The 24,641-nt window shown below is 33.0% G+C and carries 25 protein-coding genes; 16 read left to right on the top strand and 9 right to left on the bottom strand.

Annotated elements, in window-relative coordinates; translation table 11 throughout:
* Positions 1 to 370 precede the first annotated feature (370 nt).
* Entirely contained in the window at positions 371 to 616 is a 246-nt protein-coding gene (locus tag DET49_RS11205; RefSeq protein WP_133548196.1) for a helix-turn-helix domain-containing protein, read from the top strand.
* Between the two features lie 161 nt (positions 617 to 777).
* Positions 778 to 2,370 (top strand): DEAD/DEAH box helicase family protein, encoded by a 1,593-nt coding sequence (locus tag DET49_RS11200; protein WP_133548195.1) that lies wholly within the window; start codon positions 778 to 780, stop codon positions 2,368 to 2,370.
* On the opposite strand, the gene DET49_RS11195 is transcribed toward DET49_RS11200, so the two are convergent.
* A protein-coding gene (locus DET49_RS11195) for an IS3 family transposase (RefSeq protein ID WP_133548194.1) occupies positions 2,353 to 3,485 on the bottom strand; the annotation gives its coding sequence in 2 pieces (ribosomal slippage) (positions 2,353 to 3,224 and positions 3,224 to 3,485; 1,134 coding nt in all). The two genes, DET49_RS11200 and DET49_RS11195, sit on opposite strands and share 18 nt — an antisense overlap.
* Positions 3,486 to 3,729: 244 nt before the next feature.
* Between DET49_RS11195 and DET49_RS11190 the strand changes: the two genes are divergently transcribed.
* From DET49_RS11190 to DET49_RS11170, 5 genes are all read left to right on the top strand, one after another.
* Positions 3,730 to 4,191 carry a DEAD/DEAH box helicase gene (locus DET49_RS11190; protein ID WP_133548193.1) on the top strand — a complete coding sequence of 154 codons (462 nt, stop codon included), beginning with the start codon at positions 3,730 to 3,732 and terminating at the stop codon, positions 4,189 to 4,191.
* Positions 4,188 to 4,403, top strand: coding sequence for a hypothetical protein (locus DET49_RS11185; RefSeq protein WP_133548192.1), 216 nt, complete (start codon positions 4,188 to 4,190; stop codon positions 4,401 to 4,403). Before DET49_RS11190 ends, DET49_RS11185 begins: the two co-directional genes overlap by 4 nt.
* 3 nt (positions 4,404 to 4,406) lie before the next feature.
* Positions 4,407 to 6,602, top strand: coding sequence for an AAA family ATPase (locus DET49_RS11180; RefSeq protein ID WP_133548191.1), 2,196 nt, complete (start codon positions 4,407 to 4,409; stop codon positions 6,600 to 6,602).
* Positions 6,599 to 7,075, top strand: a complete 477-nt coding sequence (locus DET49_RS11175) for a hypothetical protein (protein WP_133548190.1) — start codon at positions 6,599 to 6,601, stop codon at positions 7,073 to 7,075. Before DET49_RS11180 ends, DET49_RS11175 begins: the two co-directional genes overlap by 4 nt.
* Positions 7,076 to 7,164: 89 nt before the next feature.
* On the top strand, positions 7,165 to 7,977 hold the full coding sequence (locus DET49_RS11170; RefSeq protein WP_133548189.1) for a hypothetical protein: 813 nt from the start codon (positions 7,165 to 7,167) through the stop codon (positions 7,975 to 7,977).
* Between the two features lie 53 nt (positions 7,978 to 8,030).
* On the opposite strand, the gene DET49_RS11165 is transcribed toward DET49_RS11170, so the two are convergent.
* Genes DET49_RS11165 through dndC form a run of 6 tightly spaced genes read right to left on the bottom strand, consistent with a single transcriptional unit; the run spans position 8,031 to position 14,822 of the window.
* Positions 8,031 to 8,516 (bottom strand): hypothetical protein, encoded by a 486-nt coding sequence (locus DET49_RS11165; RefSeq protein ID WP_133548188.1) that lies wholly within the window; start codon positions 8,514 to 8,516, stop codon positions 8,031 to 8,033.
* Positions 8,500 to 10,167 (bottom strand): ATP-binding protein, encoded by a 1,668-nt coding sequence (locus tag DET49_RS11160; protein WP_133548187.1) that lies wholly within the window; start codon positions 10,165 to 10,167, stop codon positions 8,500 to 8,502. The genes DET49_RS11165 and DET49_RS11160 overlap by 17 nt, the downstream gene beginning before the upstream one ends.
* 9 nt (positions 10,168 to 10,176) lie before the next feature.
* Positions 10,177 to 10,977 carry a restriction endonuclease gene (locus tag DET49_RS11155; RefSeq protein WP_133548186.1) on the bottom strand — a complete coding sequence of 267 codons (801 nt, stop codon included), beginning with the start codon at positions 10,975 to 10,977 and terminating at the stop codon, positions 10,177 to 10,179.
* Positions 10,977 to 11,369 carry a DndE family protein gene (locus DET49_RS11150; RefSeq protein ID WP_133548185.1) on the bottom strand — a complete coding sequence of 131 codons (393 nt, stop codon included), beginning with the start codon at positions 11,367 to 11,369 and terminating at the stop codon, positions 10,977 to 10,979. Before DET49_RS11150 ends, DET49_RS11155 begins: the two co-directional genes overlap by 1 nt.
* Positions 11,353 to 13,461 carry a DNA sulfur modification protein DndD gene (gene dndD, locus DET49_RS11145; protein WP_133548184.1) on the bottom strand — a complete coding sequence of 703 codons (2,109 nt, stop codon included), beginning with the start codon at positions 13,459 to 13,461 and terminating at the stop codon, positions 11,353 to 11,355. The genes DET49_RS11150 and dndD overlap by 17 nt, the downstream gene beginning before the upstream one ends.
* Positions 13,458 to 14,822, bottom strand: a complete 1,365-nt coding sequence (gene dndC / locus DET49_RS11140; RefSeq protein WP_208109640.1) for a DNA phosphorothioation system sulfurtransferase DndC — start codon at positions 14,820 to 14,822, stop codon at positions 13,458 to 13,460. The genes dndD and dndC overlap by 4 nt, the downstream gene beginning before the upstream one ends.
* 281 nt (positions 14,823 to 15,103) lie before the next feature.
* Here dndC and DET49_RS11135 point away from each other — a divergent pair, with 281 nt between their 5' ends.
* From DET49_RS11135 to DET49_RS11120, 4 genes are all read left to right on the top strand, one after another.
* Positions 15,104 to 15,601, top strand: a complete 498-nt coding sequence (locus DET49_RS11135; protein ID WP_133548183.1) for a hypothetical protein — start codon at positions 15,104 to 15,106, stop codon at positions 15,599 to 15,601.
* Between the two features lie 641 nt (positions 15,602 to 16,242).
* Entirely contained in the window at positions 16,243 to 17,172 is a 930-nt protein-coding gene (locus tag DET49_RS11130; protein ID WP_133548182.1) for a hypothetical protein, read from the top strand.
* 127 nt (positions 17,173 to 17,299) lie between these two features.
* Complete coding sequence (locus DET49_RS11125) at positions 17,300 to 18,814, top strand: P-loop NTPase fold protein (RefSeq protein ID WP_133548181.1); 1,515 nt, start codon at positions 17,300 to 17,302, stop codon at positions 18,812 to 18,814.
* 92 nt (positions 18,815 to 18,906) lie between these two features.
* Positions 18,907 to 19,122: a helix-turn-helix domain-containing protein gene (locus DET49_RS11120; protein WP_133548180.1), complete on the top strand. Its 216-nt coding sequence runs from the start codon at positions 18,907 to 18,909 to the stop codon at positions 19,120 to 19,122.
* A gap of 206 nt (positions 19,123 to 19,328) precedes the next feature.
* Here the strand turns inward: DET49_RS11120 and DET49_RS11115 are convergent, their stop codons facing one another.
* Together DET49_RS11115 and DET49_RS11110 are read right to left on the bottom strand one after the other, a co-directional pair.
* A complete protein-coding gene (locus DET49_RS11115; RefSeq protein WP_133548179.1) occupies positions 19,329 to 20,588 on the bottom strand; it encodes a Y-family DNA polymerase in 1,260 nt (419 codons plus the stop codon).
* A gap of 1 nt (position 20,589) precedes the next feature.
* A complete protein-coding gene (locus DET49_RS11110) occupies positions 20,590 to 21,006 on the bottom strand; it encodes a LexA family protein (RefSeq protein ID WP_133548178.1) in 417 nt (138 codons plus the stop codon).
* 67 nt (positions 21,007 to 21,073) lie between these two features.
* On the opposite strand from DET49_RS11110, the gene DET49_RS11105 reads away from it, so the two are divergent.
* From DET49_RS11105 to DET49_RS18715, 5 genes are all read left to right on the top strand, one after another.
* The gene (locus DET49_RS11105; RefSeq protein ID WP_133548177.1) at positions 21,074 to 21,790 is read left to right on the top strand and encodes an SOS response-associated peptidase; all 717 of its coding nucleotides are present in this window, start codon (positions 21,074 to 21,076) and stop codon (positions 21,788 to 21,790) included.
* 495 nt (positions 21,791 to 22,285) lie between these two features.
* Entirely contained in the window at positions 22,286 to 22,510 is a 225-nt protein-coding gene (locus DET49_RS11100) for a hypothetical protein (protein WP_133548176.1), read from the top strand.
* A 289-nt stretch (positions 22,511 to 22,799) separates the two neighbouring features.
* Positions 22,800 to 23,498, top strand: a complete 699-nt coding sequence (locus DET49_RS11095; protein WP_133548175.1) for a hypothetical protein — start codon at positions 22,800 to 22,802, stop codon at positions 23,496 to 23,498.
* Between the two features lie 176 nt (positions 23,499 to 23,674).
* Positions 23,675 to 23,800, top strand: a complete 126-nt coding sequence (locus DET49_RS18835; protein WP_262707990.1) for a hypothetical protein — start codon at positions 23,675 to 23,677, stop codon at positions 23,798 to 23,800.
* 348 nt (positions 23,801 to 24,148) lie between these two features.
* The gene (locus tag DET49_RS18715; protein WP_243729617.1) at positions 24,149 to 24,397 is read left to right on the top strand and encodes a hypothetical protein; all 249 of its coding nucleotides are present in this window, start codon (positions 24,149 to 24,151) and stop codon (positions 24,395 to 24,397) included.
* Positions 24,398 to 24,641 lie beyond the last annotated feature (244 nt).

Genomic DNA, 24,641 nt, shown 5'->3' with positions numbered 1-24,641 from the left:
TTTGATAGATTTGCTTTACTCGTTTTCATATACCTCAATAGCTTATGATGAACAAGTTTAAAAAGCGAAAAGGCTGGAATTCTACCTCCAACCTTTGTCCAGGCGCTAGCAAGCCTACAACACGGTTTTCAGTAGAAACCAGCCTAAAGAATTGTGCAAAGTTACACAATATCTTTAGACGTGGGTTTAATTCTACCGCCTCGTGTTGTGTCGAAATGCTAGCTTCGGACGCTGAGGCTCATTAAACTCACAATCTATATATAATAGATGTAGTAATCAAGTTAAACAGCACAACAAGTGCTTAGTAATAACTATGCTAATTTAAAAAGTTAGTTCGTACTAAGCAAATGTTTTTGAATATTTTTTCAAAATGGCAAAAAAAATTGCTCCAAAATCAAAAATAGAATTGAAAATAGTTAAGCTCGTGAAGGCGAGGAGAAGCAAATTAAATCGGAGCCAGTCAGATATTGCAAAACTATTTGGGGTTACCCGAGGCTACATTGGACAAATTGAAATGGAAAGCTACTCCAGCATGTATTCTTTTGATCAATTAAACGAACTGGCAAAATACCTTGAATGTAGTATAAAAGATTTTATGCCTGAAAATCCACTATAAACAGCTTATTATGGGTATTTAATTTTCCTTTTTATGGTTCTCCATATTTTTCCTTCTTAAAATGCTAGTATTTTTATAGAAAACAACTAATATCCTGTAGATTATTTGGTCGAATATGTATATTATGAAACCCTTTATTATCGCAAAGAATAATTTGTTAGATGACCAGATTTAGAGATATCCCATTTCCGAGATCATATAGATATAGTTCAGATTCAGAACATATTCCATTAGAGTTTTATGAAGAAGCTTTTCCTAAAGCTAAGCAAATTGATTTGTTACTTGGATATTTTAGTTCTAATGCTATTAGAGTTCTTTCTAAAAGCTTTGCTGAATTTCTCCTTAATGATGGTAAAATAAGAATAATTACAAATCACATATATAGTTTAAAAGATCATCAGGAACTTTTAAATTCCAGTCTTTTAAAGGAGGAGGATAAAATAATCGAAATTTTTTCTGATTTAGAGCATTTGGAGAACGTCTTAAGCTCTCACTCCCAGCATTTTTTTGATTGTTTAAGGTTCTTGCTCAAGAATAATAAACTTGAAATTATGCCGGTTAAATTTAATAATGTAGACCTCGCACATTGTAAACGAATGATTCTTTTCGATGGAGAGGAATACATATCAACAGAAGGCAGTATAAATTTTACTCTTCCTGCGTTACTAAAGAACTCTGAAAGCTTTCAAGTTGAAACACCTTGGAATGGAAATGTTAGCCGTGAGAGAATTGAAGATGAAAGAGAGAATTTTAATAAAATCATTAATAAGGTACATCCGAATTATAAATATATTTCACCTGATAAAATTGAAGTAGTAATTAATGCATTGGGAAGAGAAAAAGAAATAAGAGATCTTTTAGATGACTCAATGAATCTGAATAATGAAGTTTATAGTAAAAAAGTTCAGGAAATTCTTAAAAAGAAGAAGTTAAGATTTGAAGAGAAAATTCAAGAAATAAGTCAAACACCTAAATTCCCTTATTTTGAAGGACCTAGAGAGTATCAAAAAGATGCTTTTAAGGCTTGGGTGAAAAATAATTATTCTGGAGTCTTTGCTATGGCTACTGGTACAGGAAAAACAATAACATCTTTGAATTGTCTATTAAATATTTATAAAAAGGAACAAACTTACAAAGCTATTATATTAGTTCCTTCCATTGCTTTATTAAATCAGTGGGAAGGGGAAGTCAAATCCTTTAATTTTAATAATATTCTTAAAGTTGGAGGAGGTAATAAATGGGAAAAAGGTTTAGCAAATTTTGTTAGCAATCTTTCATGGGGTGTTTCGAAAGATCTAATTATCATAACTACATATGGGAGTTTTGTGACTGATAAGTTTCAAAAATATTTTAAGAAAATACAGGATAGTTTTATGTTAATTGCTGATGAAGCTCATAATATGGGGGCAAATCAAATTAAAAAAGGATTAGAAAATATTAAAGTAAAGAAAAAAATAGGACTATCAGCAACACCTAAAAGAATTTACGATCCCAAAGGCACCGATGCAATAGATTATTTTTTTGGAGATAAACCACCATATACATATTCATTCACGATGGAGCGAGCTCTAAATGAAGAGCGTCTGACAGAATATAAGTATTATCCAAAAATAGTAGAATTACAAAATGAAGAACTTGATCGTTATATAGAAATATCCCAAAAACTTTTAAGATATTTTGACTTTAAGAAAGGAGAATTTAAAAAGGATCCTATGGTTGAAAAGTGTAAGCTTCCCCTAATTAGAACTGCTTGATTGTCCAAAAATATCATTTTTCATTCTCCTGGCGGTACCGCCAGGAGAATGAGTTTTTGCGTATGCTACGGGGGCCATTTTTCCCAGTGCATTATGTGGCCTTACATTGTTGTAATCTTCCATCCAGGTCTCGGTTTGTTCCCTTACCTGATTGAGATTTTCAAAAAGGTACTTATTGAGAACGCCCCTTCGATAGGTTCCATTGAATCGTTCTATAAAAGCATTCTGAGTTGGTTTCCCGGGTTGAATATACTGAAAGTCGATTTCTTGCATCTGGCTCCATTCTGAAGCGATCTTAGCAACAAATTCAGGTCCATTATCCATTCTTATTTTTTGAGGTTTTCCTCTGCGATTAATTAAATGGTTTAGTACCCAGACCACACGTTTGCTGGGCAGTGAAAAATCAATTTCTATATGCAATGCTTCCCGGTTGTAATCATCGATTACGGTTAAACCACGGAAGCGCCTTTTATTTTCCAGAACATCGGTTACAAAATCAATACTCCAGCTACGATTAGGAGCTATGGGAGCCTCCAGGGGTTCTTTAACTCTGGCAGGTAACCGCTTTTTTACCTTTCGTCTCAAACTTAGGCCAAGCTTTTTATAGACCCGGTATACCCGTTTATGGTTCCAGGGCTTGCCTTCATTTCTTAGACGATCGTAAGCCATCCAAAAGCCTTCTTCGCTATGTTCTTTAGCTTTTTGTTGTAAGGCCGCTTCAATAGCAGTATCGTCCTTTGGAATCGGCCTGTAATAAAAAACGCTTTTACTCATATTTAAAACACGGCACGCCCTGCTAATACCGTAATGCGTAAGTTCTTTGGCAATGGTTCTTTTACGGCAGGGCTTTAAAGCTTTTTTTCAATGATTTCTTTGGCCATTTGATGATCCAGAGATAGATTGGCATACATCTGCTTCAGCCTTCGGTTTTCCTCCTCAAGGTCCTTCAGGCGCTTCAGCTCTTTGCCGTTCATTCCGCCATAACGTTCCCGCCACTTGTAGAATGCAGCTGTACTAATGCCATATTCACGGCTGATTTCTGCGGCCGTTTTTCCGTTATCAAATTCCTTTAAAATCTTTGCGATTTGCTGTGGTGTATATCTACTCTTCTTCATAATTACGGTTTAAAGTTATAAAATATATTATACTTTTAAACAGTTCGTTTTTAAGGGAAGCTTACAAAAGCTACTTCTTTGGAGAAAAAATATTATACATAAGGCTCATAATAAAGTTGAAAGCTTCAAGGAAATAGTAAAAGAACTTACTGAATCCAAAAAGCTAAAATATGTATTTACATATGTACCTGAAGGATATATTTATGATGAATACGGAGAAGAAGAAAGATTGCTTAATGATTTTATGAGAGCAGCTGTAGAAGTAAATCAAAACCTAAAGATAAATTCATATACAGCTAAAGATGAAGATCTAAAAGGTATATTGAGAGGTTTTTCAGATGGTAAAATAGAGATGCTCTTTGCAATGAAAATGCTTGATGAAGGGGTTGATGTACCTAGAGCGGAAGTTGGTATTTTTGCAAGTAGTACAGGCAATCCAAGACAATTTATCCAAAGAAGAGGTAGATTGCTTCGTAAGCATAAAGATAAAACGAATGCTCTAATATATGATATGGTTGTTGTACCACCCTTAAACGATCCTAATACCGAATATTATAGAATGGAAAGGGATCAAGTGAAAAATGAATTGCGTCGTGTTGCTTATTTTTCTAGTCTTTCTATGAACTTTTATGATACCAAAAATAGTTTACAAGATATATGTCAAAAATATGACTTGAACATTGATGAAATAATCCAGGAATTATGAGTAAGAGAAATGAAATCTTAAGAGAAATTTTAAATGATGAAGAGGTTATTAAAAAATATAATCTTAGCGAAACCGAGGTAAAAAACCTTACCACATCCGGCCCATATCATAATAAGATTATAGAGATATTAGCTACAATAATTAATGAAAATGATAATAATCGTTCAGCTAGACAGATATATCCTATTATCAAAAACATTCATAAAATTTAAAAAATGGCATCAATAATAAATAGCATATCTTTTAAAAACTTCTTCAACTATTATGGTGAATTTGAAGATAATAGATACGAGCTTGATGAAGGTATAAATATTATAGTTGCTGATAATGGCGCCGGTAAATCAAAATTTTTTAATGCCTTTCTATGGTTATTTTATGATCAAATATTGGATTCTGATACTAAGAAGAAAATAAATATTAAAAATGCCGGTGTAAAAGTAGTTTCAGATAAGGCTAAAAGTGAAACTTCAATTAATAATTATGTTGAATGTGGAGTTATGTTAGAATACACTAGTGGCACCAGATATAAATACCAGATAATTAAATCATTTTCAGCAACCCGGATCGACGAACAAATTACTGATGAAAAAAGTTGGCAATTTGTAATGAATGATATAGAAGTAAACAAGACCGAACTTGTGTTGCATAGATATAAACCCGTCTATGATGAAGATGAGAAAACCAGGATCATTAATGGTCTAATAATGAAAGCATTCAGGAAATATTCTTTTCTACAAGGAGAAGAAGTTGATGACATTATAGACTTTAGTAAAAAAGAAAGTATTGAGGAAGCGGTTGAAAACTTAACTGATATAAAAAAGTATGAACAAATCCATGAACTATTAGAAGAATTTAAAGGAAGGGCATTTAAAGATCTTCAAAAACAACTTAAAGCAAATAATGCACAAAATGAAAGGTTTGATAGTGCTGTATCAGAGAAAGAGAACATTGAAAACCAATTAGATCAAGAAAAAAACAAGTTAGAACAATGGAATGAAACTCTTCAAGCTGCCCAAGATGAAAAAAATGAATTGGATAAATTATATGCTAATGCAGAAAAAAGAAAAGAATTAGACGATAAACTTAAGCCGTTAAGGAAGAGACTTAGAGAAAAACAAGAAGAGTTTGAAACATTTCTCGATAGAATCAACAACCGTTTTTTTGATGGTAATTTTGCGTGGATAGCTCTGGGCTTTGAAAATGAAATTGAAAAATTTAGGGAACTTAATGATAAATATATCGAAAGCAGATATGAAAAAAAAGCTTTGAAAGAGGTTGAAGACAATCCAAACGAATATTTCCATTTTCTTCCTGAAAACTCGCCAGATTCTGTCTCTCTCCAAAATATGATTGATGACGAACATTGCTATGTATGTAACAGGGAAGCTAAAAAAGGAACACCTGAATATAAAAATATAATTAAGCTTAAAAACAGACCTAAGGATAAGCAATCGGAAAAGCCATTTGTGAAAAATGATTTGAAGAATTTTTTTGGAGAACTTCAAATTAATGCCCAGCCTTTTTATAATAAATTTGATGGCATAAGAGACTCCATTATTAAGACAAAAGAGAAAGAGAATGAATTAATAGAAAATATAGAGAAATTAAAAAGCCGAATTAAATCAATCGATGATGATAGAAATTCTATTTTGATAACTGGACATGATGCTGAGCAATCTGCACGCGATATAATTAATAACTATACCGGAGCTGTTCGAAGAATGGAAAATGCCAACAGTAAAATTAATGATATCATTATCCCAAAAACAAATAAACTTAAAAAAGATTTGAAAGCCATCAATGATGAAATAAAAAGTATTAATAAATCAAATGATATTCCGAATGGCTTTAATGAAAATTATGAGGTACTTAGTGATCTAGAAGAAGCCTCAAATAAGGCAAAAGAAAGGGTTTTTGATGGTATGATAGATTTACTTGAAAAACATGCTAATGTTCATTTTAAAAATTTAATCAAGAATAATGACCTATCTGGGGGAATTTTGAAGTTTGAGAAAAATCCAAATGGTTTGATAAATTTTAATTATTTAGATAGCAATGGGAATTCTGTTTATGGAAGTTCAGAAGGTTTTCAACGTATGAAAAAATTTTCAGTAGTAATGGCTATTATCTCAGCTAATAATGCAGAGTATAATTATCCATTATTGGCAGATGCACCTATTTCTGCTTTCGGTGAAGGTTTTACCGAAGGTTTCTTTGAAGCTATTGGAGATGTTTTCCCCCAAAGTATTGTGTTGGTAAAAGAACTCTATAAAAGAGAGGAGGACATAAAAATTAATGAATTAGGCAAGAAATTATTGAAAGATCCTAAAGTAAAAACAATGTATGTAAATCACGTTCCAGAAAATGCAGAACAAATTGATTTAGTAACAACACAAACCAAATTAAAATGACAGCACAAGAGTTTAGAAACGCCATTTTACTCAAGCGGCCAAGATACGCAAAAAGTAAAATTCCAGTTATAGAAGCTTTTGCAAATAAAGGCCAATCCAAATCTGAATATAGCCAATTTGGGCCTATCTATGAGCTTTATATTTATGCTTTTAGACTTGGGTTAAAAAAAGGTTTAAAACTGCCATTGCCACCACGGAACTCAACACAAGACTTTATTGAAATAGGAAAATGGAAGAGGGACTCTAGCCTAGTTGATTTTCTGTTGATGATAATTTTCAGCCATTGTGATGACATCGGTTTTAACTGGAATGAATTAGAAGATATGGACGAAAAAGAACTCAATCAAGTTGTGGGTAATATCATAGATTTTATTGAAAGTTATGCTAATGGTGGCTTACAATACATTCAAGAAGAATGGGAAAATGATAATTTGATTAATTCGAGTTATTTGTTTGTTGACTTATATAAGTAATTCAATTCAGACAGAGTTTATTTTACGCCCCTTTAAATCAGAGAGTTTTTCTTTATTTTCCATGCATTACGTTAAATAACCAAGTTTAAATGTTTGATCAGTCTAATTTCAAAGATACGCAAGAACATAGTTCTGATTTAGCATTAATTATTGTCCAATTGGGTTACAAGGGAGTATATGATTGGTTAATGATTGCATCCGGTATTTCAAACGTTGAATTTAGTTGGAATCGGTTTGATAAAACCGGAGCTAAGGAATGGTGTCGGCCGGCTTATGAATATGATAAAGAACGCGGTGATATTAACCAAAAGTATATAACAGAATTAACCACATTTAACTATATATGGGGGGCTTTCGAAAATTTAATATCCGAAATTTTCACACAGACCCAAATTAACAAAAAAGGAAAAATTAATTTAAGTTTGAAAGCTATGGATTTTAATGATCCCCCTGTATATGGATATGAGTATATAAAAAGTGAGTTTTCATCTTGTTTTAGAGAGGCAGTTAATGAACATTTGTATATCTATCCCGAGAAACATTTTAGTAATGAGGAATTAAAAATAATTTATCAGTTACGCAATAAATTTGCTCATGGGGATTTAAGATTTCCTGAATCAATGAAATCTAATTCTGATTCACCTCCAATAATTATTGAACTTGTCAAAGCTAGCTCACGAATAATATTATGTTATATTCAAGGCTTAATTCTATTAAATGAGAAAGGAGGCGTGGTTTATTCCTTCATTGATAATTTATTTAATAACCCCAAATGGGAGGAGTTAGATGATGACTATCTAAACAGCAGTTATATCCTTAGTCGGTTACATTTAAAAAAGGTGCCAGAAGATGATTTTGGTCTAACTCTTTTTTATGATTACTATTACAATTTACCAATCTAAAGATTATTGAGGCTACTGAATTTAAGTCTTTACAAGTTCTAGCTTTCACAATTTTAGGTAATATGTTCAATAACTTTTTTTAAAATATGATTAGAATATTGATTTGCAAAATGCCAATCAGAACTCCCTAAATATCTAGGTGCCGTTTTAGAGGTATCCGAGATTATTTTAAAAGATTCAAATTCGGGTTCATAATTGGTATAGTATGAATTTAATAAAAGTGAAGGAGACTTCTTCAATAAAATATGCAAGGAATGTTCAACAGCTTGAGTTAATGTTTTCCACTTAATATCTGGATATAATTCCCTTATCTCCAAAAGTTCAATTGATATTAAATTTACCTTTTCAAAGTAATTATAATTATTTTCAATTGATTTAATTTTTCTTGAAAAAGTACCACTTTTATTGAAATGTTGTACCCATCGTGAAAAACTAATTTTTTGGGTCTCGCCTACATAGATAACATCTTTTGAAAATATAAAATATACAAATGACCCATTAAGTTCGGGCTTGGTTGAAGTCCTAATCTTCGCCTTCATATAAATCTTGGTTGTTGTTTACCCAATTATCTAATTGGTTGGAAGAAGATCTATTAAATTTATTAAAAACTTCTATGGCAAGGTCCGCATTCACATCCATGAATTTCTGTATTGTTTGATTTTCTCCAACTGCCAAAGAAAAAATTAATGCTTCGAGAGATTGCCTTTGAGAAGATCCTTTTTCAAATTTTGATATAACTAGATCGTAAAATGGGTGATTAGTGTTAATTAGAACATAAGTTCCTTCTACTCGATCCATAGCTCTTTCGTACAAATTTCTACCCCTATTCCAATAGCGCACTCTTCTAAAAATTTGTTCATCCCCATCTTCCTGATAATCTGGATTATCCTCATTCTCATATTTTTCAGAATCTTGCTCTAATTTTGCTTTTCTATCTAGAACCTCTTGAGCAGATATTTCTCCAGTCTCATCCTCTTCCTCTTCCAGAGTTGAGTTTTTACTATTAAATTCTTCACCTTCGGTACCTTTGTTTTTGTAGTCTCGAAACTTTTCATCACATAGTCTAAATAATTCTTGAGATTGTCCTCTAGGAACTTTAGTCATCAAATCTATTGTTTGCTCAACTTCATCGGACACAGTTAAATGTTGCTTAGAAACATCTACCCCGAAAAGTTCATCATGCTCGGTAGAAAAAGAAATTTTAGCACGGAAACCGTATAGTCGGCTTTTAAAAAGTTTCTCCCCCCACTTTATTAACCTTCCATTTCTATAAAAATAGAAACCACTATTTTTTGCACCGACTTGATACTTTTTAATGTTATTCTGTTCTTCTGGAGTAAAAGCTGGATAGGTTTTCATTGAATCCTTAGGGAAAATTGTCGCTTGAATTTTTATTTTTTCCCCTTCGGGGTTTAGAGGGTTTTCAAACTCATCATCCAGGACTTTGCAGGGTTTTTTACAATCATAACTTTCTTTTACAAATGACTCTAAAGATTCCTGCCAAAAAAGCATGTCTTTGGATTTAACACTTTTCTTTTTAAGGATTTCATTACTATCCTCTCGAAGGACATGAATATCAAATTGAGCATTTTTTTTATTTAAATAATCACAATAGCTCACTCCTGATCTTTCGGCAACTTTTTCCATTATTTTGCCAGCAGAAACTTTACTAGTGTAAGTCAGCTTTCGAAATGTTACCACAGTGCCCGATTGGAATTCTTTCAACATTTCAACTTGCTCAGTTGAAGGCTCCTCTATTTCATATCCAAATTCATCTTTATCTCTAATCACGTCCCTATCTAAGAAAAACTTTTTACTAAGATTCTCATTAGTTTTGCTAACGACTTCAATTCTTCTTCCTAAAGAAAACCCAGCTGATTTTAGTCCTAATCCGTATTTAGATAGGCTATGGTCTTTATATTCCACATCAGAGCCTAATTGCAATGCTTTCTTAATTCCTGAATTATCCATTCCATTGCCATTATCTACTATCTGAATTTTCTCAATATTTTGAGCATTATTTAGACTTTTACCTTTTTTCATAAAAAGTCTAATAGTAATATTACTTGCTTCTGCAACTACTGAGTTGTCAACAATATCCATAATAGCTGAACTTGGACGGTAGCCAATTTTTGAGATTGCTTCACAAATCCTATCTGCATTAATTGAAAGTTTTTCGAAATTACTCATATTTTCACGCTATTTGTTTTCTAGTATTAAATCTAAGGCATTCGTATATATAGGTAATAGTTCCTTTTCTACACCATACTCTTTTTCAATCATGATGTTTATTATTTCCGGACCATCAATTAATACGATTGGTACGGAACCTGGATACATAGATTGATCTTTAGCTTCTTTAGTAAACCTTGAAGTGGTAAAAAATATACCTTGCTGATACTTACCCTGAATATCACCTTTAAATTGACTGAGTTTGGGCCGACTAACCGGTTTTGACCAGCGTTTACATTCAAAAGCAACAGGCATAGCAGTTAATCCCATTTTTAGATTACCGTAACCATCAATTCCACCATCTTTAGAATAACTGGTGATATTTACATTTTTAAAACCATAGGCTTTTAATAGCCCTTTACAAAAGTTTTCAAATACTTTAGGATCTATGGAAGACAATTGTTTTAAAATATCATTCCTGAAATCTGAAAGATAGCTTTTATGTAACTTAATTATTTGGCGAGAATTAGATTCTACTTCAACCTTTTTTTCTTCGAATTTATTACTCTTTTCTAACGGTGAATTTTTTAGCCAAAAGGTTCCATCCTCTAAAAAAACAAAATACTTTTTTTTATGTGAAGATGGGAAATCTATATTTTGACTTTGCCTGCGTAAAAGCGTTCTGACTATATGTTCGGGATTATCAGTATTAAAGCTATACAGATTATCTTCCTTGATTTTTTGGTAAATCTCTTTTATTCTTAGTGGTTTACTCTCTCCCTTAAGTACTTTAATAATGACATTTCTAAGTAACTCCTTTTTTGCCATTATAAATCTGTTAATCCTTTATTGATTAGATCTGTCAAAAAATCAAACCCGTCAATATTATCTTTTTCCTGGAAATCGGAATTAATTAAACGTAAGCCATCATCTAAATGGAGTTTTACATACCTGGCAAGGTCTTTATTGGAAATGTGAATGCTATAATGAAGGGCAATCATACCTGTATAATAATCTATATACTCCCCAAACAAAACTTCTTTTGCATATTCCTTACCTTGTGAGTCACTCAATTCTTCCAGCGATAGTTTACGATCTTTTGAAAGTGAATAGCTAATGGCAATACGCGCAATAGTATTTTCTGCCCCGAGATTAAATTTCCGGGTCAGTTTTGAAACGACCTCTTTATTCTCTTTACTGGTTTTAATATGCTTGAGCACTTGTTTCTTTTTTGAATTCTAAGAATAACTGATCTGCAGCTACAGGTTCTATCCGTGAGCCTTGTTTTGAATTTTGAATTAAAAAAGCCTGGTTTAAGTGGGGCGTAATTAATTTAAACTCAGCTTCCGATAATTCTTTTTCCAGTAAAGGGAAAAGCACAACCTGTTCAGAAATGGTAGGGTAAAACTCCTGAATTATATTTTCAGCGTGAAATTTATCAAATTTTTGCAAAGGACTATCAATAAAAACAGGAAAATTTATCCCAGATTCATCAACTAAAGCTTTTAATAGGGCTGTAGCATATAATTGTTGCTCACCTTTAGATAATGCATCCTTATTTATAATATTACCAGTATTACTAATTAAATCAATATCCATTACTTCCTCCCGGATTGATACCCCTACTTTTTCAATAAAGTTATTTTTATGCATAAGGCGTTTTAGCCCCATTAAAATAGCCTTTTGAAGCGAGTATCGTTTTTCTTCCTTAATCCGAGTGATTATTGTATTTATCTTTACGAGCAAGGTTTCGGTTACCTTATATTTCTTTTCGTCAGTTTGCTGAAGCTTAAAATTCTTTTCAAATTCCGAGGCCTTCATCTTTAGGGAATTGATTTCTTGGGTTTGGGCACCGAATTCGGCAATTAGATTTTCCTTTTTAACTAAAAGTTCGTGAATTTCATTTTCAACATCCTTTTTTTCTTCCCTTATTTTCTTGGCTAAGTGGTTGTTCTTACGAACTTCACCTTGTTTGATCTTTTTTAAGGCTCGGTTTAATAGGATTTTATTCGTTTTTTCTTCCTGTACTATTTTATTGAAATCTTCTTGGAAAGAAGTTTGAATATAATCTAATAAGGTTTGGAATTTTCGCAATTTTTCCTCTGAAAAATCAAGTAAAATCTCTGTGTTACCAGGTTCAGCTTTTGATTCCGTCATTGTACTCGTTCTAAAAGTTTCATTTAAAGATTGATTAATCTTTTCCTGAATCTCTTTATCTAAATCAAGACTATTAAGGCTAGTCACAAATTTTTCAGAAAAATTCTTTAACTCCTTTTCCAGAATTTTGGGATCTAGTTTGTTAGATTTTAATTTAGCTTCAAGTTTTAGTTGTTTATCAAGCCTTACTAAATGTTTTCCGGAAATAACCAAAGGAGCTATATCTAAATGTTTTTTAAGTTTTCTTTTTAGATAATCTGAATTTTCTTTAAGGTTGTCACGTTTTAATTTTAATTCGTTTAAATCTTCTAGACTCAATGAATTACCCTCCCTAATTAGTTTTTCTTGTAGGCTATCATTCCGAGATTTTAATTCATTTACTTTTTGATCAACCTTATCTTGTTGCTCCTGATTATAAGTTATTAACTTAGTTTTTTCAGCTATTTTAGCATCAAATTCATCCAGTTGAACTTTCTGTAATCCATCGACTCCACTTCTTCTAAGTTTAGATAAAAGTGATTCTAGATTTTTACGAAGTTCTTCATATTTCTTTATTCCCAGAACTTCGGAATAAGCTCGGCTTAAATTTCTTAGTTCGTTCTTTGAGCGGGCTTCAGCAAGGGAAACTATCTTTTCTGCATCAAAAAAGAAAAATTTGGCTATTTCTCTAGGTAGAATAAAATCATTGATAAAAATTTCATAACCAACTTCTTTTGTTAGCTCATTTTCAGCACCGTCTATTAACACTTCCAGGTTTTCCTCGCCGCTTTTAATGTTATATGATCGAGTGATAGTAACCCGTTCACAAGGTATTGACGGAATGCTAACGTCAGTGAGTTCTATTTTTACATAGCAAAGGTTATCCTCTAAATTACTATCATCCCCAAGATTAATCTTTGCTTGATGATTAAAAAGATCATTTAGATAATTTTCATAACCGCCAGCACTTTTAATATCTTTTCGATATTTTTCCTCTACCTGCGCCATCAACCTTCCGTAAAATGCCCACACCAGGGAAGTCAGTAAGGTAGTTTTTCCATAACCATTTTTACCGGCAATAATGCTTAGGTTTCTTTTATCCTTACTGCTAAAACTAATAGAATTATGCCCGTGATAAATACGGAAATTATGCAGACTAATTTGAGCTATTTTCATGAATCGGAAGCATTAACAAAATTCTCTATTCTTCGCTCTACATCGTTATGTAAACCATATTTAGAAAGCATAAGACTTTTAGTTTCCTGGATACTGAGCAAATTATCGATTAACTGATAATAATTAGAATCCTCTTCACATACTTCTCTTAAGATTCTTTGTTCGGTATCATCTAAAGAATTAAAATGGTTAGTGCTTATGTCTTTATTATAGACTCTTCTATAAATATCACCTACATTATGCTCAAAAATCATATCTCTATTCCAGGTTACCTGTATAGCAATTAGTTCTTGATTTGAAATCAAGGTTACATGCGGCTTATCATTCTGCACCTTTTTTTGCACCCTTAATAACTCCTCTAACAAATGAGCTCTATACCATGGATAATATGGACCATACTTTCGACCATCCTCAGTTATAGCAACTTTTCCATTCCTATTTTTATCTGAACGTTTATCCTGATCATTTCTTTCCCGCTGCATTTTATCCCTAAAATCTAGTAGAGGCCTCATCCATTCCTGGCCATTGTCAATAAGGGCCGACATAGATTTATCTTTTTTAACGACCGTACAGGTCCAACAACCAAAACGGCTTTGGCCACAGGAGGCATGCTCTTTGTTAGTCACCACAGTGGGACACTCGTAGTCATCGGCACTGGCATCCGCATAAATTTTAAAAAGTATAGAGTTATCAAATCCCCAGGGAGACTTAACAGCGTTTATAATGTACCATATTTCTTCTAACATTAATTCTTTAATGGGAGCGTACACATAAGTATTTGCTGTAGAGTTGTGCTTGGAAAGCCTTTTACCCCGAACTTCATGTTTCCTCATGGAGCGTTCCCGGGTCTTACTTTCTTCATAGCGAGTTCCTAGTAAAACAATAGCTTCTCCTTTTTCATCTATCTGTTCTAGAAGGAAATCTGAAGTTGGGCTTATTTTTAGTTTAGTGGTACACCATCTAAAAGTGTTGTTTGGAACTGGATATCCTTTTCCAAGTACATTAATCCAGTAAGATTCTTCCAGTTTAGGCGTTGTCTTTTTGACAAAAATAGGTAAATTTTGTTCCCTTGCTTCTTTATCTATTTTCGCAAGCACATCGTCCGTATACGAAGAAATAATGGGATTTTCTACCATAGTATCATTACAAACCACATAAACCGGGCGGCGTAATTGAAAAGGGTATGGTTGATTTTCTCTTATTCTCTGAAGGGCGATCCATACCAGGGTAAGTAATACCGTGGAGTCTTTGCCGCCACTAAAGCCTATAATCCAAGGTCTTTCAGAAGTATCAGCAAAGGCGTATTGATCTATAATCTCGTCGATTATTCCTTCTATTTTTGAGCTTTTTATTTTTTGCATGAATGATATCTTTCAACTATAAAAATATGGAAAAAGTCCTCTTTAAAACGACTTTTAAGTTCCGTTTGTTAACAAATTGCCACCTGATAGTGTTGATATATTTAATTTAAATAGAATAAAAAAAGGGGGAAAATCCCCTGTTTGTTTTCATTTAAAAAAAATAATTTTAATCTATAAATTTTAAGCGATGTCAAGTTTAAAAGAATTAAAACCGTCATTTTTTAATTTCGATATATTCTGAAACCGCTGGAAATTTTTTTAAACAATAAACTATTCAGAATATGCATAAAAAAATTCTTTTAATAATCGGTCTGTGTGTATTTCTAAATACCGGTTGTTCCTCTGTTCAGTATACGAATCCAAGTGGTGAAAAAACAGCTGGAATTTTAACTTACCCTCCTAAACCATACATATTAGTAGAAAGAGGGTATACTGAAACCGAAGGTGATTCCGAAACTAGTGTTAAAGGTGAAATAAAAGTTTCTTTAATTTCATTACCGGACACTGAAAAACCTTTATATCTAAAGCAAAAGAGTGGATTAGGCTCAACTGAGTTAAATCTGACACTGGAGAACGGAATGATCAAAACATACGGCTCGAAAGCAGATACCAAAATTCCTGAGACAATAACTTCCGTTGCTGGTTTAATTTCTAGTATCTCAGGAATTGGTACTCCTCAGTCAGAAGCAGACAAAGAGGGGAAGAGTCCAACTTTTGAGCTCTATGAAATAAATATGGAAGATTCGAAGTTGGTTCTTACCAAAGTTGAAATCCAATAAGTAGAATCATTTTTTCATATTATTCATACTTGCAATGTTCATTTGTCTTTTAAAATGGACATGGTAATTTTTCGTATTTTATAAAACAATGAGATGGAAACTAAATAAATATCGAGTTCACCTTAGAATGTTAGAAAGGTGGAAATTTGGATGACTTACTTTTTCCTAAGTCAAGTAACTATGGATAAATTTCAGGACAGGATAAACTATAGAGAATTAGGAATTTTCCATGTTGAAGTCCTTGCGCTAATTGCTTCAATCGTATTGGTTGTTTTTTATGCAGGAAACTTGATACCGGCAATCCTGGTTCCTTTCTTCTGTCGGTGGGCTAGTTCTACAATGTTTCAAATTCGACTGGTTTTTTCTGAAAAAATATAAGCCAAAAATCCTGATGATAAAGATGAATTTTTTATAAAGCTTAAATTGAATTTATGGACAACAAAGTCTGAAATTAAAGTTTCTGGTATTCATGTCTTAACTATCCTCTATCCTGCTAGAGTTTAACATTCACTATCTCTTACGGTTTTCCGTAATCTCCTTTATTTTATTGGTTTATATTTAGGAAACTGTATTTATCCCAGGGGGTTTATTTAAAAATCTATATTAAGCTGTATAAAACGAGTTGTAGTAAATTTTTTAGAATGGCACATTTAACAAATTACACATATTTCAAATTATGTAGAAAACTTGAAATTAAGCAAGAGGTTGACCTACAGCTATTTTTGGATTTCGTTTACAATGATCCTCATGTATATTACATTCTGAATAAGTTTGAGGTAAATTATCTATTCAATTATAAAGCGTTATTGGAAGATGAAAATAAATTTTATGCAGAATACTACCAAAAAGTTCCAGAACGAATCGATTCTAAAACATATGTGTTCGAGAGTGGAGGGAAACTAAAATATCACTTAACAAACGAATGTAAATTATTAGCCAAAGATTTTATTGATTTTAATATCCCACCTGAAATTAAAGAATTAGGAGAAAAAGTCGTTGAGGAATATAGAGATTGGTTCAAAGAAAAAAGATTTGCTGATCTTTATTATCAGAATAAACTGGAAAAATCTTTAGTGGTATTTCAATACAATATGAAATTTCCACCTAAATATAAAGTTCCTGTTCTTAATGAGAATTATGAATTAATAAAAAAAATTCCCAATTCAAATAATTTGAATTGTGACTACTCATTTGATAAGGATGATTTCTTAAAAAAGATGGATATATTAATAAAACAGTTTTACAATATATTTTCTTGTAAGACAACAAGAATAATTTCAAAATTCGATTATCTACGGAATAAAAGTGATGCAGAGGTAAAAGAAAAAATGAATGAAGTATTCTCATCAGGTTTTGTAGATAATTACGGAATTAAAAACCTTAAGGAAAAGTTTAAATATTCAAGAAAAATTAAGCTTGAAATAATTTCTAATCTATTGGAATTTTTTAGGTGGAACTTCAATTTAAAAGAAAAGGATTTTCAAAGATTAACATTGGAAAATTTTGGTCTGGAGTGCTGTAATAGCTGCAGCAAAGAAAAACTTGGAACAACATCGGTTCATGGCAAATAACGGGTTTGATCGAAAAAGTGTAATTTTAGAAAACCAAGGAAGAAACAATTAATCCGACAAGTTCGCGTACCTACTCCCGAAACTTGCGATAACCGCAAACCGTTGGTAAGAATATTTAAATAATTTTATGATTTTTAAAGAACTATCAATCAAAAACGAATCTAATCGTTTTCACGAACATCTCTCTTACCAAGAAAATGAAAGAATTATTTTATCGGGCATTTTTGGACTAGGAAAAACATATTTTATCACTAAATTTTTCCAAAATAATCAAGAAAAATTTATATCAATAAAGCTCAATCCAGTTAATTATTCTGTGTCCGGCAATCAGGATATATTTGAATTAATAAAATTTGATATTGGTTTTCAACTTCTTAGCTTGGATCCAGAATTCGAAAAGATAGAAATGGATACTTTTCTTTCAGCGCAATATTATCTAATTGAAAATTATCATGAGATTATAAAAAACCTAGTTAAAAACTTATCCAAGTTAGATCAAAGATTAAATACAATTGTAAATCCGGCAATAGAACTAGGTAAAAAAATTGATCAGTTCAGACAAGATAAAAGCATTGATGATGAGAAAGAATTGAAAAGTTTTTTAGATTATTTTAAACTAAAGAAAGGTACTTATAGAGAAGAGGATAGTATTACAGAATTAATTAATTATTTAGTCCAAACCGTAAAGTCTAATAATCCTAATAAAAAAATTGTTCTCACAATTGATGATTTAGATCGTATAGATCCAGAACATATTTTTAGGATTTTAAACGTTTTCTCCAGTCATTTTGATTTTTATGATTATGAAGGAGAAAATAAATTTGGTTTTGACAAAGTAATTCTGATATGTGATATAGCTAATATTAGAGAGATTTTTCGCAGTCGATATGGGAGTAATATCGATTTCTCCGGATATATCGATAAATTCTACTCAACAGAAATTTTTCATTATAGTTTTTCATCTATAATTGTAGAGAATTTAAACAAATTCTTTAAAAGTATAAAAACTAATCACTCCATTGTACAAGATTATTTCCAATCTGGTCACGAAAATATATATACTAATGAATTAGAATTTATTTTAAACCATTTTGTAAATGCTAATTGTTTAAGTACACGAGCCTTGGTTAATTTTTTGAACAAAGAATATAAATTCCCAAATTACACTTTAGATACAGATGATACAGCTAAAATATATTCTACCGAGACACCAATTTTAGGGGTTTTAGATTTACTGGAAAATTTAATGGGAGGTAAGGAAGACCTTTTAAAAGCTCTAGACAAAACAATTGAAAGATATCCTCGTAAAGAATTCTCTCCTTATCAAAGTTTCTGGGACGCTAGAATTGGAAATTTAATTATGCTCATCGATAATGAGGAAAATAATTTCGACTTATCCGGGGAAACTAGAATCTATCAAAGCGAAAAATACAAAATTAGAGTTGCATACAAAGTTCAACCCTCAAGTAGTCATTATGGAGCTTATGCTAGAGCAATGAGAATTGGACACTATAATGATGAATTCTCTGGAGAAGAAACTTTTGATTTTCATCAAAGTATTACCAAACGTAAACTACCCTATTTTCAACTATTAAAAGAGGCTTATTTGAGTAAGCTAAGTTTTATTATTAATCTTCGATAAAATACTTTTGCTCTCACCGCTTCCTCGCAAATAATGGGTTTTATCGAAAAAGTGTAATTTTAGAAAGCAGGAAAGAAAATGGTTAAATCGACATGCCCGCGTCCTTACTCCCGCAGCTTGCGGTAACCGTAACCGTTGGCTGCCATAGAATTAAAAGGTGTAAATTCCTTATTGAAACTACAAATCTTGGTTTAGCTAAAATTTCTGATAAGATAGGATTTGGGGCTTATCCGCATTTTTCGAAAAGCTTTAAAGAAAAGACCAAGGTCTCCCCCAAACATTATCAGAAGATCACCCGAAATGCATAACCAGTGAGGTTATTAATTTTATCAGTGGGAGAAAATTTTATGTCCCACGTTCAAAAGTGTGCCTTTCCTTCGCTACTAGGAAAAAACGTGCAATTTAAAATTTAGGAAAGGAGTTTTTATTCTCCGAAGCTTATAATTTATAAATGTTTTAAGGCTGCTGCCCACATAAATGATCGATAAATTTTAAGCATGGAAATTTTCTTGTTTTATTTACACCTAACCCGAATAATTTCATCAATTCTGCTGGTGTAACGGTTTGAAAGTCTTTCCTGTTTCATTTTCCAGGTACGACCAAGATCCATTCCAGCAAATTTTACTTTCCCGTTTTCTGTTTGGTTCAGGCGGTCTATGGTTTTCATAAGGATATGGTGCCTGGGATCCTCTTCAGAAAAAAGGGAAAGCTGCCGCTCAGAAGCTGGCGTAATTCCCATAATAATTACTCCAGCTTTTTTATATTGATAACCGGGTTTGAAAATCTTTTTAAGCCCATATAAAGCAGCTTTTGTTAATACCATAGTGGAATTGGTTGGCGTGGAAAGTTTTACCACCATATTGGCGCGATACTGCTTAAGGTCGGTTCTAAAAGGATTAGTAATCAGAAATACATAGAGCAGCGTGCAATTTGAATCCTGTTTGCGGAGTTTTGTTGCGGCTTTTGCTGCATAAGTAGCTACCCGCTCCCGAAGATCGTCGAATTCACTATACATTTTCTCGAAGCTTCGGGTAACCGCGATGTTTTTTTTATTCTTTACTTCCTCAAAATCCAGCGTACTTTCACCTGAGAGATCCCGTTTTAATCTTAAACCCACTACACTCATTTTTTTCAGGGCATATTCATTGGGTAACTGAATAAAATCCCAGGCGTTCTTTACATTAATGCTTATTAATCTTTTTTCGTGTTGTCGGCCAATACCCCACACATCACCAATTTTCGTCCATCGCAATGCTTTTTCTTTCTTTTCTTCCGAATCAATGGCATAAACACTCCCGGTACGGTCGGCAAATTTCTTAGCGATCTTATTAGCAATTTTTGCCAGGGCCTTGGTGGGAGCGAGTCCAACACTTATAGGAATTCCGGTTTGTCTGGCCACCCTTTCCACCATCTCCTTGCCAATTCGTTCCAGATCGTATAATTCAAAACCGGTAAACTTAAGAAAGGATTCATCAATAGAATAAATTTCAATATCCGGAGTGAATTGAGAGAGGATATTCATTACCCGACTGCTCATATCTCCATAAAGCGAATAATTACTGGAGAAAACGGAAATTCCTTTAGCTTCAAAATCCTTTTCAAATTGAAAGGCAGGGGCTCCCATAGGAATTCCCATGGCCTTAGCTTCATTACTTCGCGCAATTACACAGCCATCGTTGTTGCTAAGTACAACCACCGGTTTGTTTCGGAGGGAGGGGTCAAAAACCCGTTCACAGCTCGCATAGAAATTATTGCAATCTACCAGGGCAAACATTTTAAAGATCCTTTATACAATGAGTCACGATACCCCATATCACAAAATCATTTTCGCTGGTGACTTTAATTGGCTGATACTTTTCATTTTCAGCTACAAGCCAGATGATATCCTTTTCGATTTTAATCCGTTTCACGGTAAATTCTCCGTCTAAAAAACATACCGCAATATTATCATTCTTTGGTCTTAGACTTTTATCGATGACCAACAGGTCGCCGTTACCAATCCCGGCACCAATCATACTATCTCCTTCAGCGCGACCAAAGAATGTGGCTTCTTTATTTTTGATCAGTTGATGGTTAAGGTCAATAATATCTTCTAAGTGGTCATCTGCAGGAGATGGGAAGCCCGCAGAGATACCATTGGTAGAAAGCGGCATTATAAGGTTATGTAAAGAATATTTTTTGTAAATTTTCATAAGCAAACATTGGAAAACAAAACTAGGTAAAAATCCATTTAAATGGATATAATCCAAATTTAAAATTATGTGTTACGAAACCAGCCTGTCCAAGAAATTAAAATCAATTGAGAAATATACCGGTGCAGTTATGCGATACCCGGAAGTTTATGAACCCTGGTATCATTTTTCGGGGTTTTCTCATCCTAATATGTTTTGCATTCCTATGGACGAACCTGATACTATTTTACCGATGGAGTGGGGGCTTCTTGCGCCCTGGGCAGACGACATTATGAAATTCCGAAAAAAATATAACACCCTTAATGCGAAAGCAGAAACACTTTTAACCAGTAATATGTATAAAGAAGCTGTTAGGGAACGTCGCTGTTTAATACTTGCAGATGGTTTTTTTGAACCTCACTATGAAAAAATGAGTGGTCCGGCTACGCCATATTATTGTTATCTGGAAGACCGTAAACTCTTTAGCTTTGCAGGAATCTATAATACTTATGATGAGGGCTATTGGACAGTGAGTTTAATTACTAGGGAGGCGAATGATTTCTTTGCTGAAATCCATAATAAGAAGAAAAGAATGCCATTGGCCGTAGATCGTAATTTTGAAGGAGAATGGCTTGATCCCGATTTAAACGACAAAGGAATTGAGGAAGTGCTGGCTACGAGTTTTATGCGAGAGCCTTTTAAAGCACATCCGGTAACCAGGGATCTATATAAACGAGGTATAAATACTAATACTCCTGAAATATTAGAAAAAGTAGAGGAAAACCCTAACCTTTTTAATGAGTGATTTATTTTGGTTTAATAAAACAAAACACTAGTAAAACCAACCGATTAGTTTCATATTCTGGTGGGTTTTTTTTATACGCAATAATTTTTTTTGGCCTTAATTCTATTTTAAGAGTACCCTATTTACGCACTTATTATTAATTGGGTAAGGCTACACTCCAATCATAGAATTAAGTTTTAACTGATTTACTTATTATATCCCGCGCATTTTCCCTTTTATTGAATTTTGACCAAAAAATCGATCTAAACTTTTTAAGGTTTTGAACTGCGACTACCGCTTCTTTTTAGATTTACTTCCTATAGTGCCTTCACATTACCTTTTTTCGATGCATTTATTTTACAACATTCTGGCCTGGTAAAGCGTATAAAGAGAGTAGGCGAAGCCGAAGCGGTTTTATGCCGCTGTCCAGGAAAGGATTTTGTTCTTTGCATCTTAAAAAGGTGAGGGGGCTTAAGGATGACGTTTGCATATGGATTAGGAAATACCACTATTTTTTTGAGAAAGAAGGACTATGATGGGAAGTTCAACCAAGCGGACTTCATTGAAAATTTCGAACTGGAGTGGAGCGTTCCGATTTTTTATCGGGTTAGCGTAATGGAAGTCGCAATTTCTTCGATGGTGTCCAAGACCATTAAAGAGAAGCGCTTTTCCCGGAATGAAGCTTTTCCGGAATGTAGTGGGAATGGGCTGAACGGGAATACTTCTATTACTAGTTACTGATGAAAATCTATCTAAGTAATAGTTTCGTTTCTCATATTGATCAAAAAATAGAAGAGCAAAATACAACCTTAACCACTTAAACGAAATTGCAGTAATACTTGAATGCTCTTCTAAAGATTTTTGGCTAGATAAACCACTGTAGTAACGTATATTTCCAATTTTTTCCCTCCTAACCAATCTCTATCCTCTTTCCTTTACTGTTTTGCGTATTTTTCTTTTCTTTTATTGTTTTATATTTAGCGAAACCTGCGTTTATCCCGTTATATCTATTATTAAAAAGATAAATCATGTGAGATATAACGAGTTATTTGGCATTAAATCAAAATTCCAAAAAGAAAAAATGATTAAGAGCTTTACAGATTTTTGGATAAATATAGAAAAACGTAGAACGAAAAGAAATTTAAAAAAAGCTCTTAAAAAAGCTGATATTTCCACCGATCAGGACATTGATTCGTTATCGGATATTTGGAAAAAACTCCAAGCAGCCAAAATTTACAATTATGATGAGTTTTACAATGTTTGTTTATTCTCAGCAATCGTAGGTAGAGATATTAGAATTCTTTGGAACAACTATCATCTCACAAATAATGAAAATGAAAAAAATTTATTTGGTAGAATTTTAAGTATGACAATTATTGAGTTCTTAGATGAAATAAATGGTATGTTAGGTAAAAGTTTAAGGCAAGAGTTGCAGAAGAACGGAATGGAAAAATATGAAAACGAATTAAATAGAATAAATAAAAAATTCGCTCAAATTAAAAAACAGCATAATACTGAATTAAGAAAAATTAGAAATAATGCCGCAGCTCATAAAACAAAAAAAGCAAAAGATCTAATTGATTTCAAGAAAAAACATTTTGAAAATTTATTCGAGATATCTACAGATGTATCAAGAAACAATATCGAATTGACAAATTTGACAACACAAATTATTTATGAGATTATAGATCATATAAAAAACAGAAAGAAGTTTAATACTGGAGCTTAACGCCACATAACATCGGTTCACCGCAAATAACGGGTTTTATAGAAAAAGTGTAATTTTAGAGACCAGGAAAGAAAACCTATAAGCCGACAAGTCCGCATCCCTACTCCCGAAACTTGCGGTAGTGTGCCGAGCAAACAATGACCGGCAATAAATAGTCATTGTGAACTATAATTAAGATGGTAGAACCGACCTACCAATGTCGTCTTATAGGAGAAGGCATTAAACCACCCAAAGGTGCTTTGGTAAAGAGCCAGGGTATTGAGCGTTTGGGAAACGGCCAGTTAAGAATTGGTCAGGTATGATTAAGAGAGATGAACAAAAGTGAACCCCTTCAGAGGTGTCGAGAAGTTGCTACACCCTGTCAAAAGCCACGAAGTATCGCGCGGGGTTAAAGAGTATAGCGATCACCTATTTATTGGCTATACGGCAGGCGTCATTCAGGGGGCATGACTCTTATTCAGGCTTAGTTATGGAACTCGGGAACCTGATAACAGATGCTAAGGGAAATACACAATAGGCTCAACCTAGAGGTAGAATACCAATATTGTTTTCAGGGACGGACTAACCCGTAGTAGCAATGAAGTTTCTGTAATGGAAATGGAGCAAAGGGGTTAGGTTATACAGTTACGTTACATTTAACAACTCAGTTTTTGAGGATGACTTTATGCAATGAAACAAAATCAATACCTATAAGCAAAGCTATGATATGGCAAGCTTATAAAAGAGTGCGCGCCAACAAAGGAAGTGCAGGGATCGATGCAGTAAACATTGAGCAATTCGATGAGAACTTATCCAAGAACCTGTACAAACTTTGGAACCGTATGGCATCGGGGAGTTATTTCCCGCCTGCGGTCAAAGAAGTGGAAATCCCGAAAAAGGATGGTAAAGTCCGTAAGTAAGGGATTCCCACGATAAGTGACCGTATAGGGCAGATGGTGGTAAAAATGTACCTAGAACCCCGTTTAGAAAATGTATTCAATACAAACTCTTACGGATATAGACCAAATAAAAGTGCCCATCAGGCACTTGAACAGGTCAGGAAAAACTGTTTGTTTATTTCAACTGAAAAGTATACCACTATTTCATTTCAAAAGTATACCATTTTAAATTAATTAACAACGGTATCCCTGTTCCCTGGGGGTA

The organism is Salegentibacter sp. 24 (assembly GCF_004362395.1).
Taxonomy (GTDB): Bacteria; Bacteroidota; Bacteroidia; order Flavobacteriales; family Flavobacteriaceae; genus Salegentibacter.
Note: the sequence above shows the minus strand (reverse complement) of the source record. Positions and strands in the feature narration are given on the sequence as shown.

Bases quoted from the DNA above. Each gene is read 5' to 3' on its own strand.
- DET49_RS11135 (WP_133548183.1), top strand. From the start codon at position 15,104: ATGCATAAAAAAATTCTTTTAATAATCGGTCTGTGTGTATTTCTAAAT.
- DET49_RS11155 (WP_133548186.1), bottom strand. From the start codon at position 10,977: ATGGCAAAAAAGGAGTTACTTAGAAATGTCATTATTAAAGTACTTAAG.
- dndD (WP_133548184.1), bottom strand. From the start codon at position 13,461: ATGAAAATAGCTCAAATTAGTCTGCATAATTTCCGTATTTATCACGGG.
- DET49_RS11175 (WP_133548190.1), top strand. From the start codon at position 6,599: ATGACAGCACAAGAGTTTAGAAACGCCATTTTACTCAAGCGGCCAAGA.
- DET49_RS11115 (WP_133548179.1), bottom strand. From the start codon at position 20,588: ATGTTTGCCCTGGTAGATTGCAATAATTTCTATGCGAGCTGTGAACGG.
- DET49_RS11120 (WP_133548180.1), top strand. From the start codon at position 18,907: ATGCCCGCGTCCTTACTCCCGCAGCTTGCGGTAACCGTAACCGTTGGC.
- DET49_RS11180 (WP_133548191.1), top strand. From the start codon at position 4,407: ATGGCATCAATAATAAATAGCATATCTTTTAAAAACTTCTTCAACTAT.
- DET49_RS11190 (WP_133548193.1), top strand. From the start codon at position 3,730: ATGAGAGCAGCTGTAGAAGTAAATCAAAACCTAAAGATAAATTCATAT.
- DET49_RS11160 (WP_133548187.1), bottom strand. From the start codon at position 10,167: ATGAGTAATTTCGAAAAACTTTCAATTAATGCAGATAGGATTTGTGAA.
- DET49_RS11185 (WP_133548192.1), top strand. From the start codon at position 4,188: ATGAGTAAGAGAAATGAAATCTTAAGAGAAATTTTAAATGATGAAGAG.
- dndC (WP_208109640.1), bottom strand. From the start codon at position 14,822: ATGCAAAAAATAAAAAGCTCAAAAATAGAAGGAATAATCGACGAGATT.
- DET49_RS11200 (WP_133548195.1), top strand. From the start codon at position 778: ATGACCAGATTTAGAGATATCCCATTTCCGAGATCATATAGATATAGT.
- DET49_RS11110 (WP_133548178.1), bottom strand. From the start codon at position 21,006: ATGAAAATTTACAAAAAATATTCTTTACATAACCTTATAATGCCGCTT.
- DET49_RS18835 (WP_262707990.1), top strand. From the start codon at position 23,675: ATGGTAGAACCGACCTACCAATGTCGTCTTATAGGAGAAGGCATTAAA.
- DET49_RS11165 (WP_133548188.1), bottom strand. From the start codon at position 8,516: ATGAAGGCGAAGATTAGGACTTCAACCAAGCCCGAACTTAATGGGTCA.
- DET49_RS11105 (WP_133548177.1), top strand. From the start codon at position 21,074: ATGTGTTACGAAACCAGCCTGTCCAAGAAATTAAAATCAATTGAGAAA.
- DET49_RS11170 (WP_133548189.1), top strand. From the start codon at position 7,165: ATGTTTGATCAGTCTAATTTCAAAGATACGCAAGAACATAGTTCTGAT.
- DET49_RS11205 (WP_133548196.1), top strand. From the start codon at position 371: ATGGCAAAAAAAATTGCTCCAAAATCAAAAATAGAATTGAAAATAGTT.
- DET49_RS11130 (WP_133548182.1), top strand. From the start codon at position 16,243: ATGGCACATTTAACAAATTACACATATTTCAAATTATGTAGAAAACTT.
- DET49_RS11125 (WP_133548181.1), top strand. From the start codon at position 17,300: ATGATTTTTAAAGAACTATCAATCAAAAACGAATCTAATCGTTTTCAC.